At 61.5% G+C, this 16,753-nt stretch carries 11 protein-coding genes and 3 pseudogenes; 6 read left to right on the forward strand and 8 right to left on the reverse strand.

From position 1 onward, the window contains the following. Position 1 precedes the first annotated feature (1 nt). The 4 genes from MSIL_RS17105 to MSIL_RS17120 all read right to left on the reverse strand — a co-directional run bounded on the left by MSIL_RS17105 (position 2) and on the right by MSIL_RS17120 (position 2,665). Positions 2-415: a nuclear transport factor 2 family protein gene (locus MSIL_RS17105; protein ID WP_012592338.1), complete on the reverse strand. Its 414-nt coding sequence runs from the start codon at positions 413-415 to the stop codon at positions 2-4. Between the two features lie 82 nt (positions 416-497). Next, on the reverse strand, positions 498-1,100 hold the full coding sequence (locus MSIL_RS17110; protein WP_012592339.1) for an NADPH-dependent F420 reductase: 603 nt from the start codon (positions 1,098-1,100) through the stop codon (positions 498-500). Between the two features lie 29 nt (positions 1,101-1,129). Next, positions 1,130-1,882: an SDR family NAD(P)-dependent oxidoreductase gene (locus MSIL_RS17115; RefSeq protein ID WP_012592340.1), complete on the reverse strand. Its 753-nt coding sequence runs from the start codon at positions 1,880-1,882 to the stop codon at positions 1,130-1,132. 48 nt (positions 1,883-1,930) lie between these two features. Beyond that, positions 1,931-2,665, reverse strand: a complete 735-nt coding sequence (locus MSIL_RS17120; RefSeq protein WP_012592341.1) for an SDR family NAD(P)-dependent oxidoreductase — start codon at positions 2,663-2,665, stop codon at positions 1,931-1,933. A 228-nt stretch (positions 2,666-2,893) separates the two neighbouring features. On the opposite strand from MSIL_RS17120, the gene MSIL_RS17125 reads away from it, so the two are divergent. Then, positions 2,894-3,790: a LysR family transcriptional regulator gene (locus MSIL_RS17125; RefSeq protein ID WP_012592342.1), complete on the forward strand. Its 897-nt coding sequence runs from the start codon at positions 2,894-2,896 to the stop codon at positions 3,788-3,790. A 142-nt stretch (positions 3,791-3,932) separates the two neighbouring features. Here the strand turns inward: MSIL_RS17125 and MSIL_RS17130 are convergent. Then, a pseudogene (locus MSIL_RS17130) lies at positions 3,933-4,115 on the reverse strand (nuclear transport factor 2 family protein); the annotation flags it as partial. Positions 4,116-4,165: 50 nt separating this feature from the next. Here MSIL_RS17130 and MSIL_RS17140 point away from each other — a divergent pair. Together MSIL_RS17140 and MSIL_RS21760 are read left to right on the forward strand one after the other, a co-directional pair. Then, positions 4,166-5,304 (forward strand): annotated as a pseudogene (locus MSIL_RS17140) (IS3-like element ISMsi5 family transposase). Between the two features lie 163 nt (positions 5,305-5,467). Further along, positions 5,468-5,638: pseudogene (locus tag MSIL_RS21760) on the forward strand (FAD-dependent oxidoreductase); the annotation flags it as partial. A 325-nt stretch (positions 5,639-5,963) separates the two neighbouring features. Here MSIL_RS21760 and MSIL_RS17150 read toward each other — a convergent pair. Genes MSIL_RS17150 through MSIL_RS17160 form a run of 3 tightly spaced genes read right to left on the reverse strand, consistent with a single transcriptional unit; the run spans position 5,964 to position 9,948 of the window. Continuing rightward, a complete protein-coding gene (locus MSIL_RS17150) occupies positions 5,964-7,229 on the reverse strand; it encodes a cytochrome c (RefSeq protein WP_012592345.1) in 1,266 nt (421 codons plus the stop codon). A gap of 46 nt (positions 7,230-7,275) precedes the next feature. Further along, on the reverse strand, positions 7,276-9,471 hold the full coding sequence (locus MSIL_RS17155) for a xanthine dehydrogenase family protein molybdopterin-binding subunit (RefSeq protein ID WP_012592346.1): 2,196 nt from the start codon (positions 9,469-9,471) through the stop codon (positions 7,276-7,278). Positions 9,472-9,480: 9 nt separating this feature from the next. After that, complete coding sequence (locus tag MSIL_RS17160) at positions 9,481-9,948, reverse strand: (2Fe-2S)-binding protein (protein WP_012592347.1); 468 nt, start codon at positions 9,946-9,948, stop codon at positions 9,481-9,483. Between the two features lie 403 nt (positions 9,949-10,351). On the opposite strand from MSIL_RS17160, the gene MSIL_RS17165 reads away from it, so the two are divergent. From MSIL_RS17165 to treY, 3 genes are all read left to right on the forward strand, one after another. Further along, positions 10,352-11,965, forward strand: a complete 1,614-nt coding sequence (locus MSIL_RS17165; protein WP_244406166.1) for a carboxylesterase/lipase family protein — start codon at positions 10,352-10,354, stop codon at positions 11,963-11,965. A gap of 71 nt (positions 11,966-12,036) precedes the next feature. Continuing rightward, positions 12,037-13,350, forward strand: coding sequence for an alpha/beta hydrolase (locus MSIL_RS17170; RefSeq protein ID WP_148213131.1), 1,314 nt, complete (start codon positions 12,037-12,039; stop codon positions 13,348-13,350). A gap of 788 nt (positions 13,351-14,138) precedes the next feature. Beyond that, on the forward strand, positions 14,139-16,685 hold the full coding sequence (treY, locus tag MSIL_RS17175; protein WP_012592350.1) for a malto-oligosyltrehalose synthase: 2,547 nt from the start codon (positions 14,139-14,141) through the stop codon (positions 16,683-16,685). Positions 16,686-16,753 lie beyond the last annotated feature (68 nt).

Consider the following 16,753-nt stretch of genomic DNA (forward strand, 5'->3'; position numbering starts at 1 on the left):
GCTACGCCGGCCCGGACGCGTCCATCTGCGAGGCCCGGGCCAGCGCCTGCGTGTCGACGTATTCCCGGATGTTGGTCAGCCTGCCGTCCCGGACCGTGATGGCGAAGATCCAGTCGTCCTGGAACGTCTTGTTCGTAGCTTTGATCTTTCCCCTCGCGAAGCCGACGACGAGCACCCGGTCTCCTTGGGCCACGAATTCCCGGGGTTCCGTGGATGTTTCCATCGACTTGGATGCGGTCTCAAGCAAATCCGCCAGCCCGGCGTGTCCGTGGCGCGTTCCGGCCAGCGGCCAGTCCACGCCCGGAATGATCCACTCGATGTCTTCGGCGACCAGCGCCAGCAGAGCCTCCCTGTCGCCGCGGCCGATCGCGGCGAAGAAGTCCTTCACGGTCTGGATGTTCTTCTCAATGCTCATAGGATCTACTCCATTTCGCGCGGATCGGATCGCGCTCGATCCGGTTGCGTGCGTCGCGGCCCGGTCGGTTGGCACGTCGTGTTCATCCGTCGAACTTGACCAGGTCCTTGAAGATCAGCCGCCCCCAACTATTTCCGCGCGCCTGGATTAGCAGCCCACCTTCGGAAAGCCCGCCAAGTTTGATCGGCGAGAAACCGAGATTTTCCGCGAGCGTACCAATCTCCACTGCGGCAGCGTCATCGTCGCTCGCCAGGAACACGACTCTCCTGCCACCATGCACGGTCGGATCTTGGTCAAGGGTGGCAGCGATCAAATGGTTGAAGCCCTTGACCAGCCTTGCACCAGAGAAAGCTTGCGCGATGAACTTGGAGGAAGGCTGTCCTCCCAGTTCCTCAGGGGGCACGCCGTAGGCGTTGGTCACATCGACGATGGTCTTCCCCTGCCAGGTGTGGAGCGCCTTGGCGACCTCCGCATGCGACTCGAAACGAACGGCCAAAAAGATGACATCCGCCTTGACCGCGTCCGTCAGCTTTTTGGGAATGATCGTAGGCCCGATCGCGGCCGCATCGGCTGCGAGGCTTTCCGGGTCGCGTGTGGTCGCCACGGATACTTCGATGCCCTTGCGGGCAAACGCCTTGGCCAAGGCTCGCCCGATATTGCCGAAGCCTATAATTGCGTAGCTCATAGTGTTTCTCCGATCTTGTGTTGCCGGGATCAGACCTGAGCCATGCCTCCATCGACCGCGAGGTCCACACCGGTGATGTAAGAACTTTCATCGCAGGCGAGGAACGTGACGGCAGCCGCAATCTCCTCCGGCTTGCCCCTGCGACCCATCGGAATCTGTGTGGTGAACTGTTCGATTGCTTGCTCGGCCTGTTCAGCCGTAAGACCCGTCGTCGTCGCTAGGGCGGGGGTATCGATTGCTCCGGGGCTCATGCAATTCACGCGGATCTTGCGGTCTTTGAGTTCCAGTGTCCAAGCGCGCGCGAAGTTTCGCACCGCCGCCTTACTCGCGGCGTAGGCGCTGAACCCCGGCAGCCCCAATACGTTCGAGACTGAAGAGTTCAGGATAATCGAGCCGCCGTCTCTGAATAGCGAAAGGGCCTTCTGTACTGTGAAAAACAGCCCCTTTACGTTTACGTCGAAGGTTTGATCAAAATGGGCCTCAGTCGCTGCCGCGAGCGGTGCGATTGTCCCGGCGCCTGCGTTCGCGAAGAGAATGTCGATGTGACCATGTTTCTCTTTCACAACGGCATAGAGCTGGTCCAGGTCTTCCAGACGCGACACGTCGCCGACGACCGTCGCAACGTTTCCTTCAATAAGGGCTGCGACCTCCTTCAGCTCCTTCTCTCGTCGTCCGGTAATCACGACGTGCGCGCCTTCTTCGACAAAGCGCTTGGCCGTGGCCAACCCGATCCCGCTGCTGCCGCCGGTGATAACAGCGACCTTACCTTCTAGCTTTTTCATGATCTTCTATCCTTCGTTGTGTGGCCCAGGCCCGGGTCCGCGCCCAGGTCAGATTTGCGCCAGGCCGCCGTCGACCGCGACCTCGCTGGCGGTCATGAAGCTGCTGTCCGACGATGCGAGGAAGGCGGCCACGGCCCCGATCTCCGATGGGTCAGCCATGCGCTGCAGCGGAGTCATCACGGCGAAGGCCTTCTGGCCCTCCTCGCCCAGCGCTTCCTTCGCGAGTTCGGTCGCCGTCGCCCCGGGCGACAGCACATTGACCCGGATGCCTGTGCCCTTGAGGTCCTCCGCCCAGGTCCGCGCGAGGTTGCGCACCGCCGCCTTGCTCGCGCTGTAAGCGGTGAATCCCGGGGCGCCCGTGGCGCCGGCGCTCGATCCGGTCAGGATGATCGAACCGCCCATGCCCATGAGGGGCAACGCCTTCTGGACGGTGAAAATCGTACCCTTCACATTGACGTCGAAGGTTTCGTCGATGTGCTCGGCGGTGATCTCGCCGAGCTTGAGCGGGCTTCCCACCCCGGCATTGGCGAAGACGATGTCGAGGGTTCCGCGCTCGGCCTTCACCGCCGCGTAAAGTCGGTCGAGGTCGGCCTCATTCGAGACCGAGCCCTTCACCGCCCGGGCATTGGGCCCCAGCTCGGCCACAGCCGTGTCGAGCGCTTCCTGCCGGCGGCCGAAGATGAAGACAAAGGCGCCCTCCTCGATGAAGCGCGTTGCTGCGGCGAGGCCGATGCCGGTGGCGCCGCCCGTGATGACGGCGGTCTTTCCATTCAATCGGGTCATGTCGTGCGGTCCTTGTTTCGCCGTCTCGGGTCTTTGACTGTGCGGGGAGGTCCCCCGACAGCCTCAACATGGGTTCGCCGGAGTCAGGCGGTGAGTGCGGAATCGCGCACATCGGTGGTGCGAAAACGATCCGGTCAGACGGTTGAATGCTGCGGCGTTCGCGCGCACTGCGGCTGAGCGTGTTAGAATGGGCTTCGGAAGGCGCAGCTTGCGGCGCGGGAATGCACCATGATCGATTGGGATGACGTTCGCTACTTTCTTGCAGCCGCCCGCGGAGGCTCAGTGCGGGCCGCCGCCGGGCGCCTCGGGGTGAATCATTCAACCGTGCTGCGACGCATCGCCCAGCTCGAGGAACGCCTCGGGGCGCAGATGTTTGAAAAGCTGCCTTCGGGCTACCGACTGACGGCTGCGGGGGAGGAGGTCCTCGAACTCGCGAACCAGATGGAAGCGTCGTCGCACCAGCTGGAGACGCGCGTCTTCGGGCGCGACCAGAGCGTGCGCGGGCTTTTGCGGGTGACGCTGGCGCCGCCTCTCGCGACACACCTGCTCATGCCGGATTTCGCCGATTTCACGCGCCTGCATCCGGACATCGAGATGGAAATCCTGTCGTCCGGCGAGCTGGCGAATCTGACCAACCGAGAGGCCGACGTCGCGCTCCGCGTCGTCTACGACCGCAAAACCCTGCCGCTCAACCTTCACGGCTTGAAGGGACCGGAGCTGTTCGGCGGCGTCTACATATCTCGCGATCGACTGGCCGCGTGGCGCGAGGGCGCGCCTGATCCCATCCGGTGGATCGTCATAAGCATGCATGGCATTCCGGATTGGGCCAGCGAGGGTGAGGTTCGCGCCACGGGGGTTCCATTCAGGACGACGGACGCCGAGGCGCAGATCGTTGCTGTACGGCAAGGGATCGGGATGACGACACTGCCGTGCTTCATTGGCGATGCCGACCCCCTGCTGGTAAGGACGCCGGGCGCCGACCTGCACATGTACGGAACGGTTTGGCTCCTCACACAGGGGGAAACACGCAAGACGAAGCGCGTGCGGATTTTCACGGAGTTCGTATCCCGCAGGCTCGCCGCGTACGCGCCGCTTCTCGCGGGGCTGTCCATATCGCGCAACTAGTCTAACGTCCGGCAGGTCGGCGAAGAGCCGGGGCATGAACTGTCTTGCGGCAGCCGACCAATTCGGGACGTTCAATCATTAGCGCGCGAGCATCTGCTCTCGCCAAAAGCCGTCATCGGGTCATCCGAGACGCGAAGGTCAACTATGTGGAACTCGCGGCCATCTCGGAGGCCCGCGCCAGTGCTTGCGTGTCGATATACTCCCGGATGTTAGTCACTTTGCCGTTTCGAACGGTAATGACGAAGACCCAATGGTCCTCCCACGTCCTATTCGAGGTTTTGATTCTCCCTCTAGCGAAGCCGACCATCAGAACCCGGTCACCCTGGACTTGCTCCGAAAAATGGGAAGCTCTTCTGAGGAAAAGAGGAGCATTTTATGGGCAAGCCGCAGCGCCGGTTCGGGAAGGAATTCGAGGCGGAAGCCATTCGTCTGGCCGAGACGAGCGGCCGAACGCAGCGTGAGATCGCCGAGGATCTCGGTATCGGGCTGTCGACCTTGCGCCGTTGGCTCGACAAGCGTCGGGAGCATGATTTCGAAGCGCCGCCTCCCGAGCGGCAGGAGGATCTTGCGGCCGATTTGAAGCGTCTGCGGCGTGAGAACGAAATTCTGCGCCAGGAGCGCGGGATCCTGAAGAGGGCCGCGACTTTTTTCGCCAAGGAGGGAAGTCGATGAGATTTGAGCTCATCGATGCGGCGAAGGAAGAGTTCCCCGTCCTGCGTATGTGCAAGGTGCTCGGCGGCAGCGCCAGCGGGTATTTCGCCTGGAGGGAGCGCCCGGCCTGCCGCCGGCAGAAGGGCGACATGGTGTTGCTCGCCCATGTCCGCTCGGCCTTCGCCTTATCGAATGAGACCTACGGCAGCCCCCGCATGCTGCGCGAACTGCGCGACAATGGTCTGTCGATCGGGCGTCGGCGCGTCGCCCGGCTGATGCGAGAGAACGGGCTAGAGGCGCGGCAGAACGGCGCTTCAAGCGCACCACCGATAGCCTCCACGCCTTCCCGGTCGCTCCAAATCTCCTGGATCAGGACTTCGCCGCGGCAGGCCGAACCAGAAGTGGGCGCCGATATCTCCTACGTTTGGACGCGGGCGGGATGGCTTTACCTTGCCGTCGTTATCGACCTCTTCGCCCGGCGCATCGTCGGTTGGGCGACGAGCGACCGCCTCCATAAGGAACTGGCTTTGTCGGCGCTGCGTCGCGCCATTGCTTGGCGGCGACCCGGCGCCGGGCTCATCCATCACGCGGATCGCGGCAGCACTGCGCTATCGACTACCAGGCTGAGCTGCGCCGCAGGGGCATCCTGATCTCGATGTCGGGCAAGGGAAACTGCTACGACAATGCGATGGTCGAAACCTTCTTCAAGACGCTGAAGACCGAACTCGTCTGGCGCACCGTCTTCCAGGACAGAGGCAACCGCCGCAATCGGTCGTTATATCGACGGGTTCTACAACCCCGTCCGGCGACATTTGGCACTCGACTTCATCAACCCGCTCCAATTTGAGAGGCGGGCCGCGTAGAGTCGAAAAGGCTTTCCACTTTCTCGCGGCAAGTCCAGATGGCGGCGGCCTGCGATTGTGGATAGAGCCGGATGGCGCCAGGCGTTGGCGGCTCGCCTATCGGTTCGACGGCGCCAGCTTCCGGCGTCAGCCGCCGCGATCTCCAAAGCAACAGGAAGGACCGATGACGCCGGAGGCTAACGTCGACCTTCTCATCATCGGCGGCGGCGTCAATGGAGCGGGAATCGCTCGGGACGCGGCGGGCCGCGGCTTCTCGGTCCTGCTGTGCGAGCGGGGCGATCTTAGCCCCGCCGCCATCACGACGACCACGAGCACGGCGGTAGCGCGGTTGGGGACGATGGGCAGCAATGAGGCGGGATCCGCCTCGGCCCCAAAATCGATCGCGGCCAGCGTGGCGGACGCGGCCTCGACATGCATGCCCCAGGCATCATAGAGACCACGGCGGCGAACGTGGAGGTAGCGAATGGTAACCGGAGATGATGGGGAAGTGGCGCGATGGTTGGCGCCCACGATTAGCGCTGCCGCGAATGCGCCGAGCTGCAGGCTGCATTATGCTGCAGTAGTTCCCATCGCCCCGCCTGCGAGGCCATGCCGATAATGAAGGGGCGGGCATGAGCCGCCAAGGCATGTTGAAGAATAAGCCGCGGGCGGCTGAGGCGTCACGATGCCGGCTTGCCCGACTTGTCGGCAGCGGGCTCGTCGACTCCCCGCTTGCGCAGCGCGCGGATTTGCTCGACCGTTATTGTGCCCTTGCGAAAACCGAACTGGCCGATTGCGTAATTGCCCAATGCGGCCAGCTCCTCATCGCTGTAGGGGCCGATGTAGGGATGCATGAAGATCACGCCCTGGCTGGTCTCGATCTGCGTACCCTTCATCAGCGCCTGCGCGAGATTCGTGCCGGCCGGATCGCCGACCGAATGTGCGCCGCGCAAAGCCGCCCAGGGTGACTGGCGGCCGTCTCCGTTCGTCAAATGGCAGCCAGCGCATTGCTGGGCGAACAGGCGCGAGCCGAGCGAGCCGCTGGATGCGGCAGGCAGCCCGGCCTCGACCGCGGGCGGCCCATCGGGTTGCGCTGGAACGCCGCGCAAATAGGTCGCGATGGCGTGGATGTCCTCGGGCTTGAGAAAGCGCAGGCTCAACCCGACCGCCTCGGCCATCGGGCCGGAGGCGGGGCCGTGGCCTTCGGCATGGCCGGTCGACAGATATTGTTCGAGCGCGGCGTCGGTCCAGCCGCCGATGCCGCTCGTGCGGTCGGCCGTGACGTTATAAGCGACCCAGCCGTCCTGTTCCGCGCCGGCGAATTTCCGGCTGTCCTTCAGCGCCATCATGAAATTGCGCGGCGTGTGGCACTCGCCGCAATGACCCAGCGCCTCAACGAGATAGGCGCCGCGGTTGTACTCTGCCGATTTGGAAGCGTCGGGCTCAAGCCGCCTGTTCGGATTGTTGATGAGGTTCCAGAAGAACATCCCCCAACGCTGGTTGAACGGAAAGCTGATCTTGTTTTCAGGCGGCGCGGCCTCGACCGGCGCGAGGCTCATAAGATAACGCTTGATCGCCAGCGCGTCGTCACGCGTCATTTTTGTATAGGAGGGATAGGGCATCGCCGGATAAAGATGCTTGCCGCCCCGGCCGACGCCTTCGTGCAGCATTCGCACCCACTCGTCATCGGTGTAGCCGGCAATTCCCGTGGCCGCATCCGGCGTGATGTTTGGGGAATAGAGCACGCCGAACGGCAGGATGAATGCGCGGCCGCCCGTGAAGGGCTTGCCGCCGGGCGCCGTGTGGCACGCGACGCAGTCGGCAGCATCAGTGACATAGCGCCCGTACGCGACGGCGTCCAATTGCGAATCCGCCATCGCGGCCATTGACGCAAGAACGGGCAGCGCAAGAAGAGATGATATGACGGCGGCCAGAATATTGCGCATGACGCCAAGTCTCCTTCGACCTCAGTGCTGCCGACCGACGCCGCGTCTAGGCTCGGCCGAGCGCCGCTTTAACCTTGTCGAAGGTAAATGGAACCGAGCGCAGCCTGGCACCTGTGGCGTTGAACACGGCGTTCGACACCGCCGAGGGCACCACCGAGGTCGAGGGCTCGCCGCTCCCCCACGGTTTCTCGTCCGGCCGATCGATCAGCTCGATCACGACATCAGGCGCCTCCGGAAAGCCGATGATCCGGTAGCTGCCCCAGTCGAGGCTCGTCACCTGCGAGCGGTCGAAGGTGACTTCCTCCATGAGCGTGCGGCTGACCGTTTGCACCACGTTTCCTTCGATCTGATTTCTGACGCCGTCGGGGTTGATAATCTGGCCGCAATCCTGCGCCACGAAGAAGCGCACGACGCGAATCTCGCCGGTGGCGCGATTGACTTCGACATCGGCGACAGCGCCGACATAGGTGCGCACCAGCTCATATTTGACATAGGCAAGGCCGCGTCCTGTCGCGATAGTCGCGCTCTGGTCGCGCGTTGGCGCCGTCTTCTCCCATTTCGCCAACCGCGCCAGACGGTTCAACAGTTCGACGCCGCGCGGATCCTTCAGATAGCGCAGGCGATATTCGAGCGGGTCTGCGCCCGCGGCCGCCGCCAACTCGTCGAAGAAGGACTCGTTGGCGAAGGTGTTCTGCAGTCGTCCCGGCGTCCTGATCCAGCTTGGCTTGAAAGGCGTCGTCTCGAGCCGGTGGGCGACGGTGTGGATGTTTGGAATGGAATAAGGGATTGCCGAATTGCCGATGATTCCGCCCGGCGATAAAGGAACATCGTGTGGCGGCAGCTTCGCAAGGTTGGCGGCGACCAGTTCGACAGTGCCGGCTGCGCCCTGCGGGATGAAAAACGATGATGACCATGATATGATTTGCCCTCCGGCGTCGATCGCGGCCTCGAGATCGGCAAGCGTCGGGGGGCCTTTCGGATCCCAGCCATGCTCGTCCTGGCGCATCCACTGCACGCGGACCGGGCGTCCGGCTGCCCGCGCCAGCAGCGCCGCGTCGGCCGCGGCGTCCTCGTGGCCGTTGCGGCCATAGCAGCCGGAGCCGTCGATGTAGATGCAACGAACCTTGTCCTCTGGCATCGACAGCATCGCTGCGAGCTGCTTGCGGAGCACGTGTGTCGATTGAGAGGCCGTCCAGCAGGTGAGCTGCCCGTCGCTGATCTCGACGATGGCGCAGGACGGGCCGATCGATCCATGCGTGTGAATGGCGAAATCATAGGTCGCCTTCAGGCGCTTAGCGTCCGGCGGCGTCGCCGAGACGTCGCCGACGGTGCTGGTGACGTCGTCCTTGATGATTTTGGTGGCGCGTATGTGCTCCCAGAGCTTCGCCTGGTCCGGCAGGCCCTCCCACGCCGTCCATCGCGCCTTGAGCCCGCGCGAGGCCCGAATGGCGCCCCATTCACTCTCGGCGACGACGCCAAGAAAGTTGCCCTCGCGCACCACTTTCACGAATCCGGGCAGGTCACGAATCGAACTCTCGTCGACACTCTCGAGGTTGGCGCCGATGGCGGGCGGGCGCACCACCCGGCCGTGCAGCATGCCTTCGATGTAAAAATCCTGCATATAGGTGAAGGCGGCCGTGACCTTGGCTGGAATGTCCAGCCGAGGGGCGGACCGGCCGACGATTTTGTAAAGCGTTGGATCCTTAGCCGGCGCCTTGGGATCAAGCTTGAGCGAAAACGCCTTGCCGCCGATGAGGTCGCCATAGTCGACTGAGCCGCCGGTCCTGGATGCAATCACGCCATTGGCGACGGAAAGATCGCCAATGTCGGCATTGAGCTGCGCCGCCGCCGCCTGCAGCAGGGCCTGCCGGGCCGTGGCAGCGGCCTGCCTGATCTGCATGCCGCCGATCTGGATCGAATTGCTGCCATAGGTCGGACCTTGATCGGGAGTCAGCGACGTGTCGCCCTCTATTACGGCGACGGAGCTCATGGGAACGTCGAGTTCCTCGGCGACAATTTGCATTAGCGCTGTGCGCACGCCGGTGCCAAGATCGACCTTGCCGGAATATAGGGTCACGGCCCCGCTCTCGTCGATTCTGAGAAAGCCGTCGACCTCATCCTTTGAGACCGACTTTGAAGGCGCTGCGTCGGCCATGGCGAGCGAATGCCGGAAGGGTGAAAAGGTGACGATAAGGGCGCCGGCGGCCAGCAAAGCCTCGCGGCGCGTTGGATTCATCAGCATGGGGGCTCCTCAGGTCGTGGAGGCGGCGCGCTTCACCGCACGTAGAATGCGAAGATGCGTGCCGCAGCGACAGAGGTTGCTGGCAAGCGCCTCGCGGATCTGCGTATCGCTCGGGTTCTTGTTCCTGGCGAGAAAGGCCGCAGCCTCCATGATCATGCCATTGATGCAATAGCCGCATTGCACGGCCTGCTCATCGATGAAGGCCTGCTGCATGGGATGGGGACGGTCGATCGAGCCGAGGCCCTCAAGCGTGACAATGTGACGGTCGCCCACTGATGCGACCGGCATCAGGCAGGAGCGCACCGCCTGACCATCGAGATGAACCGTGCAGGCGCCGCACTGGCCAAGCCCGCAGCCAAATCGTGGCCCGTGCAGCTTCAGGTCGTTGCGCAGCGCGTAGAGCAGCGGCATGTTAGGGTCGTCTACGCTGATTGTTTCCGCACGTCCGTTAACGTTGAGCGAAAGGGATTTCGCCATGAATACAATCTCCTCTCCGAGCGATGTCGCGCGGCGCCGGATCTTGCTGGATCCGGCGCGGCAATGATCCTCGTCGGATTTGGTGAGCGCCTATAGGTACGTCGATCACGGCCATTCGGCAACGTAATCGTGATGGCGGAAGATCAATTCAGCTTCACAGTGAATGCGACCCGATTGGCTTGAAGTCTTTTCTGGCGACGGGTCATCACGCAACATTGATCGGAGTTCTCTGCAATAAGCGGAAGTTCATGGAAGACAGTTTCGTGGCTTCGCCTCCAGCTTTGCGCGCCATGTAGCTTGCGGGCCGGCAATAAAGCAGGGGAGAACGATGTCTAAGTCACTCAGGCGGACTGTCTCGTCGTATTCAAGAAGAGCGCGCCGTTATTCGCCCTCAAGGATCTCATTGGCGGTTGGTTTGGCGCTTTCAATCGGGTCGCTGGTCGCGCCAATTCAGGCGCAGGCGGCCAGCGGCCCGAAAGTGCAAACCAATAAGGGTCCGGTCCAGGGCTTCATCGCGAATGGGGTGGCAGAGTTCCTCGGCATTCCCTATGCCGCCCCCCCTGTCGGAGATCTGCGCTGGCGTCCGCCTCAGCCGCATGAGGTCTGGCAGAAAGCCTTGGATGCGAGGAATTTTGGTCCTATCTGCTTGCAGACCGCTTCCAACCCGTACTCTGGACCGGCCAACATGAACGAGGACTGCCTGTTCCTCAACATTTTCACACCGGAAATCCACACGGGAACAAGGCAAAGGCTTCCGGTGATTGTCTATATCCATGGCGGCGGCAACAGCTCGGGCGAAAGCACTGGCTATGACGGAAGCAAGCTCGCCGGCCAGGGCCACACGGTTGTGGTCACCTTGAATTATCGCCTGGGCTTGCTTGGCGACATGGCCAATCCAGCGATCGACGCCGAAGGCCATCCCTTCGGCAATTATGATATCCTGGACCAGCAGGCTGCCCTCAGATGGGTTCAGAAGAATATCATAAACTTCGGCGGCGATCCGAACAATATCACGCTTGCCGGCCAATCGGGCGGCTCTGCGGACACGGAAGCCAGCGTCATGTCGCCACTGGCAAAGGGTCTTCTGCAACGAGCAATTTTGGAAAGTCACGTCTACGAGCCGACGCCCTTAGCGAGCGCGGAGGCGCAGGGCGCCGCCTTTGCGGTTGCCGCCGGGTGCGGCGCCGGCGCATCGCCGGCGGTTGCAGCATGTCTTCGCGCTCTCCCTGCTTCGAAGATCTTTGCTCTCGATTCGGGACCCTACCATTCCGAAATCATTGGCGACGGGCAGGTCGTGCCGAACGCATCGTTCCGGACGTTGATCCAGCAGGGGCGTTTCAACCATGTGCCGGTGATGAGCGGAACGACAGAGGACGAGGAAACCTTCAGCCTTGCCGGGACCGAATATTCCGAAAACCCAAGGCATCCGTTCACCGCAGCCGATTATCAGAACATGGTCAATTCCTATGCTTCCGCCAGTTATCCTTCCGGAACGGCCGCCAAGCTGCAGGCGCTTTATCCTCTCAACGCTTTTGTCACGCCGGCCCTGGCGATGGACGCGATCGGCACAGATCCGTGGGCGTGCAAGCAAAGGGGAATTAATAGTTTGCTGGCCGACAAGGTGCCCGTCTACGCTTATGAATTCGACGATCGCACGGCGCCTTCCTACTACCCCACGATGCCAGGTCTCCAATTGCTGGCCTACCACACAGGCGACATACAGTATCTCTTCCCGCTCTACCACGGTAGCCCGTTGGGCATCGTGCATGAGCTGAATAGAAAGCAGGAGAAGCTGTCGGACGAGATGGTCGCGGCCTGGACGAACTTCGCTTGGACAGGAAATCCGAACGGCGTCGGCAACAGCCCCTGGCCGCGCTACAAGAACAGACCTTCAGCCGCTTCGGAGAGAGCTCCTGCGATTCTCTCGGAAAACATTCCGGCTTTGTCGACGTTCACGGACCATGAATTCTCGCAAACGCATAACTGCGACTTCTGGGATTCGGTCTCGCCATTCTAGGCCCTTGTTCCCGAGCGGACGCTGACTTTTGGAGTGCCCGATAAGGGAAAACCCGGTCGTCGGACTTAACATTGATGAAATCCGATCCTAGCCCCCAGATTCGAATCAATCCTGAAGGAGGCGCGCTGCGTGAAGGGCCGCCTCCATCCCAATGGGAGGAAAATTCGACTTCTCGAAAAACGGCCCTTGGAAAATTGCAATCGTTGAATTTTGTACAAATGGGAGAAATCATGTCCAAGTTATCACGCCTTTGGTCCTCTCTTCACGGACGCAGAAACAAGCCTTCCGCCAAAGCATCCGTTCTGCTTGGACTCCTGGTCGCGGGCTGTGGTTCCGGCGCCTTTGCCGACCCCTTGCCCTGGCGAGACAGTGGCGGCGAGCCCATAGTGCTCAAGCGAATGGGGAGCTTCATGGTTGGCGGCGCTGTGGTGACTACGCCCGGCGACTTTACTCCAATGAGTCCTACACCCGCGGGCCAAACGCTCAGCGGCGATCATGCCTACGTACAGTTTGAAATACCAAGAGGCGCCAACAGGAACTCGATGCTGATGTGGGGCTCGTTGGTGAAAACGCCCTGGGAAACGACACCTGACGGGCGTGACGGCTTCGAGCAGATCTTTCTGCGTCAAAACTGGAGCGTCTTCCTTGCAGATAGGCCGCGCATGGGCGAGGCTGCGCGCACGACGGTCGGCGCTACCATAACGCCAACGGCGGGTGAGCAAGGGTTCTTTATTCAATTCCGTCTTGGCCTCTGCGCCGCCGGCTCGCCTCCTGTTCAATGCAATTTGTACCGGGGGTCGAAGTTTCCGCCTGGCCCGACCGCGCTTGATCAGTTCAATCGTTGGCTTACGCAGAGCGTAGGTCCGGGGGATCCGGCCCTGACACTAAATGACCTCCTGGCAATTGTAGACAAGATCGGACCGACGGTACTCGTCACACATTCGGCCAGTTCGCTCTCAGGGTACCAAGCCGCAATGCAAAATCCGAACATAAAGGCCATCATCGGTCTAGAATCCACCGGCGTTCCCTGCCCATCAGACCATCCGTTCCCTCCGGTAGTCGGCAATTTCGGCACTACCACCTGCACGCCGGTGGACCCAGCTCTCTTTAGGAATCTGGCAAAAATCCCGATCCTGATGGAGTTCGGCGACAATATCCCGAGCGGACCCAGCAATTACTTCGGTCTGGACTTCTGGTACAGAATGCACGCGATAGACCTGGAATTTAAGAAGGCAGTTAACGCGATGGGTGGGCATGTGACCTTATTGGAATTGACGCAGAGGGGCATTAAGGGGAATACCCATTTTGCATTTACCGATGTCAACAATGTGCAAGTTGCTGGTCTCATACAAGATTACCTAGACGCGCAGGGTCTTGCGCGCTAGCTGGGCTGGACACGCTGCTCTTCGGAGTCACCTAAATAGCGCGCGGCGGTATTTAGGCCGCCGCGTGCGGTATTCGAGTCGGGCGTGGAATTATCGGTTATCGGCACTCTCGGATTGCCGAGAACGACGGCGCGGGGAGGCTGGAAAGACTCATTTTTTGCGTTCACGCTGTTGAAGGGCGACATGACGGATTGTTACGCGTGGCTTCAAAAGGTCACTTGGGCGGTCGCTTGCCGGCGGCTCGGCGCTCTCCCGGAAGTAAGAGGCGCGATTCTTTACTCGTCGAGGGACTTACGATAACGCCGATATTTTGCCGAACCACTGGCGGCTCATGGTTGCCCGTGGGCGATCGCGACTACTTGCGTACACTCGTGCCCTTCGCGTGAGTGACCTCTGACCGGCACATTGAGTTACAACAGCGGCTTCGTGTTGACGACGCTCCACATCGCATAAGCTGCCGCTCCAAATCCGCTCCGTGTCGAGATCATACCTTGCAAGCGGCGAGAGAAACGCGGCGGCAAGGACGATCGAGCCCGCGGCGAGGCGACATTTTGGAGATTTAATGGCGCCGCGCTCCCTCGCCGACTCCCGCCGCATGTCGCGGCGGGTTGCGAAGGCGTATGCGAGCAGCGCCGCGATAGGGATCGAGATGACGACCGGATCACAATTCCAAATACCATGCCCGCCTTAATTTAGCTCATCACGCGCCTTTGGAATCGCCGCCGTCGATCGCGATATCGGGCGCGCGGCATCATTACCATGGAGACAGCGTTTGAGGGTCCCAAGAGATGGACCAAATTCCGCGCGACGACCGCTGCGAACTGCGTCGGCAAAGTCGCCCTGGAAATCGCAGAAAAAAGAAAAGGCTCGGCGCCGACAACCCGCTTTGGCTCGACGTACTGGAATGGGGCCCGGACGCAGATCACGCCGGTTGGTTCGATATCGACTGGGACTCAGAGAATCGCTATCTAAAGGATAAGCTTCTCGCCCCCTTCCTTGGCGGGCAATATGGCGTCGAGCTGAAAGCCGGCAAACTTCAAGTCAAGTTCGATCCGGATGAAGGCAGTTTTGCCGTCTGGGCCTATGGTGCGCACAAACTGCCGCTGTGTCCGTTGCATTACCAGCTTGTGCTCGGACGTGATGACGCTGAACTCGACCGTCTCGGCGATATGTTTGGCGATCTAAGACAGTGGCGTCCGGAGATCCGGGAGCGGACTCTCGCATTGAAGGCGAAACTTGCGGCTCTTGCGCGCGAACGCCCCGAAGCGAGACTTATTCTCGATCAAACCGTCGCCGCTCTGAATGCGGATTGGCGTGCTCTCGACGCGCTGATCCAGCGTCAGTTCTGGCGCATCGCCTATTTCGGCGTCGCGGGGGACGACATAAACTACCGTCGCTTCTTCAATATTAACGATCTCGCCGGCCTGCGCATCGAGCTTCCTGTGGTCTTTCGCCACGCGCATGCGCGGGTCCTGCCAATGATCGAAGAGGGCGTGATCGACGGGCTGCGCATCGATCACATCGACGGCCTGCTCGATCCTAAAGCCTATCTTGATCGTCTACGAGCCTCGGTCGAAAGGCCGTTCTATCTTGTTGTCGAAAAAATCCTCGCTCCGTACGAAGCGCTGCGCGACGATTGGCAGGTCGACGGAACCACCGGATATGACTTCGCCAATTTGGTTCTTGGCATTTTGATCAATCCCGCCGGCGAAGCAGGCTTCACCCAAACCTATAAGAGCTTCGCGGGCGTTGACGCGCCGTTTTCCAAGATCGCTTACGCATCGAAGATTCGCATCATGGAAAATGAAATGTCGAGCGAACTCAACACGCTCGGCCAGGACGCAGCGCGCATCGCTCGGCAAAATCCGGAGACCGTCGATTTCACGAAACCGATCCTGCAGCGCGCTATTAAGCAGATCGTCGCCTGTTTTCCGGTCTATCGCACTTACGTCGACTTCAATTCCGCAAGCGACGAAGCCGATCGTAGATATCTGGATTGGGCCGTTGCTCAGGCGCGTCGTTTGGATCATGCCCTCGACCCATCGGTCTTTAATTTCCTCGGCGCGGCGCTTTCGGGCGAGCTGACGAGGGAGCTTAATAGCGGCTTCAGCCGAGCTGCAGTCGCTCGCTTCGCGATGAAGCTGCAGCAATATAGCGGCCCCGTCATGGCGAAGGGGCTCGAGGATACCGCCTTTTATCGCTACAATCGCTTTGTGGCGCTCAACGAAGTTGGAGGCGATCCGCAACGCTTTGGCGTCACGCCGGCGGCATTCCACAAGGCCAACGCCGAAAGGGCAAGGAAATGGCCGCGCGCCATGCTCGCGACGGCGACGCACGACACGAAGCGGGGCGAAGACGCGCGGGCGCGACTCGCAGCGCTCTCGGACGCGCCTGACGAATGGACGCGCCAGGTCCAGATATGGAGCCGGCTGCTGCGGGCCCGCCGCGGCGACGTCGAGGGCGACGCGCCCCCGGATCGAAACGACGAATATCTGCTCTACCAGCTTCTGGCTGGATCGTGGCCGACGGAGCTTCTGGAAGCCCCCAATGCTTCGGCGCTCGAAAGCTACGCTCTGCGTGTCGCCGCCGCGCTTACCAAATCACTGCGCGAAGCCAAGACGCATTCATCCTGGACTGCTCCGAACGCAGACTATGAACAAGCGATGCAATCCTTCGCTTCGTCCGCGCTCGACGCCGGCAACGCCGCGTTCTTGACCAGTTTCCTGCCATTCATTCGGCGACTCGCTCGTCTCGGCGTCGACAACAGCCTGGCGCAAACTACCCTCAAGCTGACGGCGCCGGGGATTCCGGACATTTACCAGGGTTGCGAAACATGGGACCTGAGCCTTGTCGATCCGGACAATCGGCGCCCGGTCAATTTCGAGGCCGGTCAGCAAGCCTTGCGCGCCATCCGCCCGATGCTGGCGAAGCAGCCCGAGGCCACGATGCGCGGGCTGCTCGACCAATGGCAGGACGGCCACATCAAGCTTGCCGTGACGGCGGCGCTTCTTGATTTGCGCAAGCAGAATCAAACCCTGTTTGAGAATGGAAGTTACGAGGCGCTGTCGATCCATGGCGAAAAGTCCGATTTTGCGGTCGGCTTTGTCAGGGCGGCGGGCGACGTAGCGGTCGCAGTGCTGACCGCCCGCTTTCCAGGGCGCCGCGCAGCCGAGCCGAATTGGGACGATGCCGCAGCGCTACTGCCCGAGGGCGAATGGGCGGACATCTTTACCGCGTGCCATTTCACGGGCGGAGGGTCGGTTGCGCTCGCGGAGCTCTTCGCCGTTCTGCCGGTTGCGGTTCTTGTCAACCGCTCCCCGCCGCTCGCGCTTTGATATTGATCCTGGCGGAGCAGGTCGCATCCGCCCCTGCCGCTCGACGTTCGGAACCAAGCTGGTAAGGC

Origin of the sequence: Methylocella silvestris BL2 (assembly GCF_000021745.1) — a bacterium.
GTDB classification, from domain to species: Bacteria; Pseudomonadota; Alphaproteobacteria; order Rhizobiales; family Beijerinckiaceae; genus Methylocapsa; species Methylocapsa silvestris.

Excerpts from the sequence above, each read along its gene's own strand:
- MSIL_RS17105 (WP_012592338.1), bottom strand. The coding sequence starts at position 415 with ATGAGCATTGAGAAGAACATCCAGACCGTGAAGGACTTCTTCGCCGCG.
- MSIL_RS17110 (WP_012592339.1), bottom strand. The coding sequence starts at position 1,100 with ATGAGCTACGCAATTATAGGCTTCGGCAATATCGGGCGAGCCTTGGCC.
- MSIL_RS17115 (WP_012592340.1), bottom strand. The coding sequence starts at position 1,882 with ATGAAAAAGCTAGAAGGTAAGGTCGCTGTTATCACCGGCGGCAGCAGC.
- MSIL_RS17120 (WP_012592341.1), bottom strand. The coding sequence starts at position 2,665 with ATGACCCGATTGAATGGAAAGACCGCCGTCATCACGGGCGGCGCCACC.
- MSIL_RS17125 (WP_012592342.1), top strand. The coding sequence starts at position 2,894 with ATGATCGATTGGGATGACGTTCGCTACTTTCTTGCAGCCGCCCGCGGA.
- MSIL_RS17150 (WP_012592345.1), bottom strand. The coding sequence starts at position 7,229 with ATGCGCAATATTCTGGCCGCCGTCATATCATCTCTTCTTGCGCTGCCC.
- MSIL_RS17155 (WP_012592346.1), bottom strand. The coding sequence starts at position 9,471 with ATGCTGATGAATCCAACGCGCCGCGAGGCTTTGCTGGCCGCCGGCGCC.
- MSIL_RS17160 (WP_012592347.1), bottom strand. The coding sequence starts at position 9,948 with ATGGCGAAATCCCTTTCGCTCAACGTTAACGGACGTGCGGAAACAATC.
- treY (WP_012592350.1), top strand. The coding sequence starts at position 14,139 with ATGGACCAAATTCCGCGCGACGACCGCTGCGAACTGCGTCGGCAAAGT.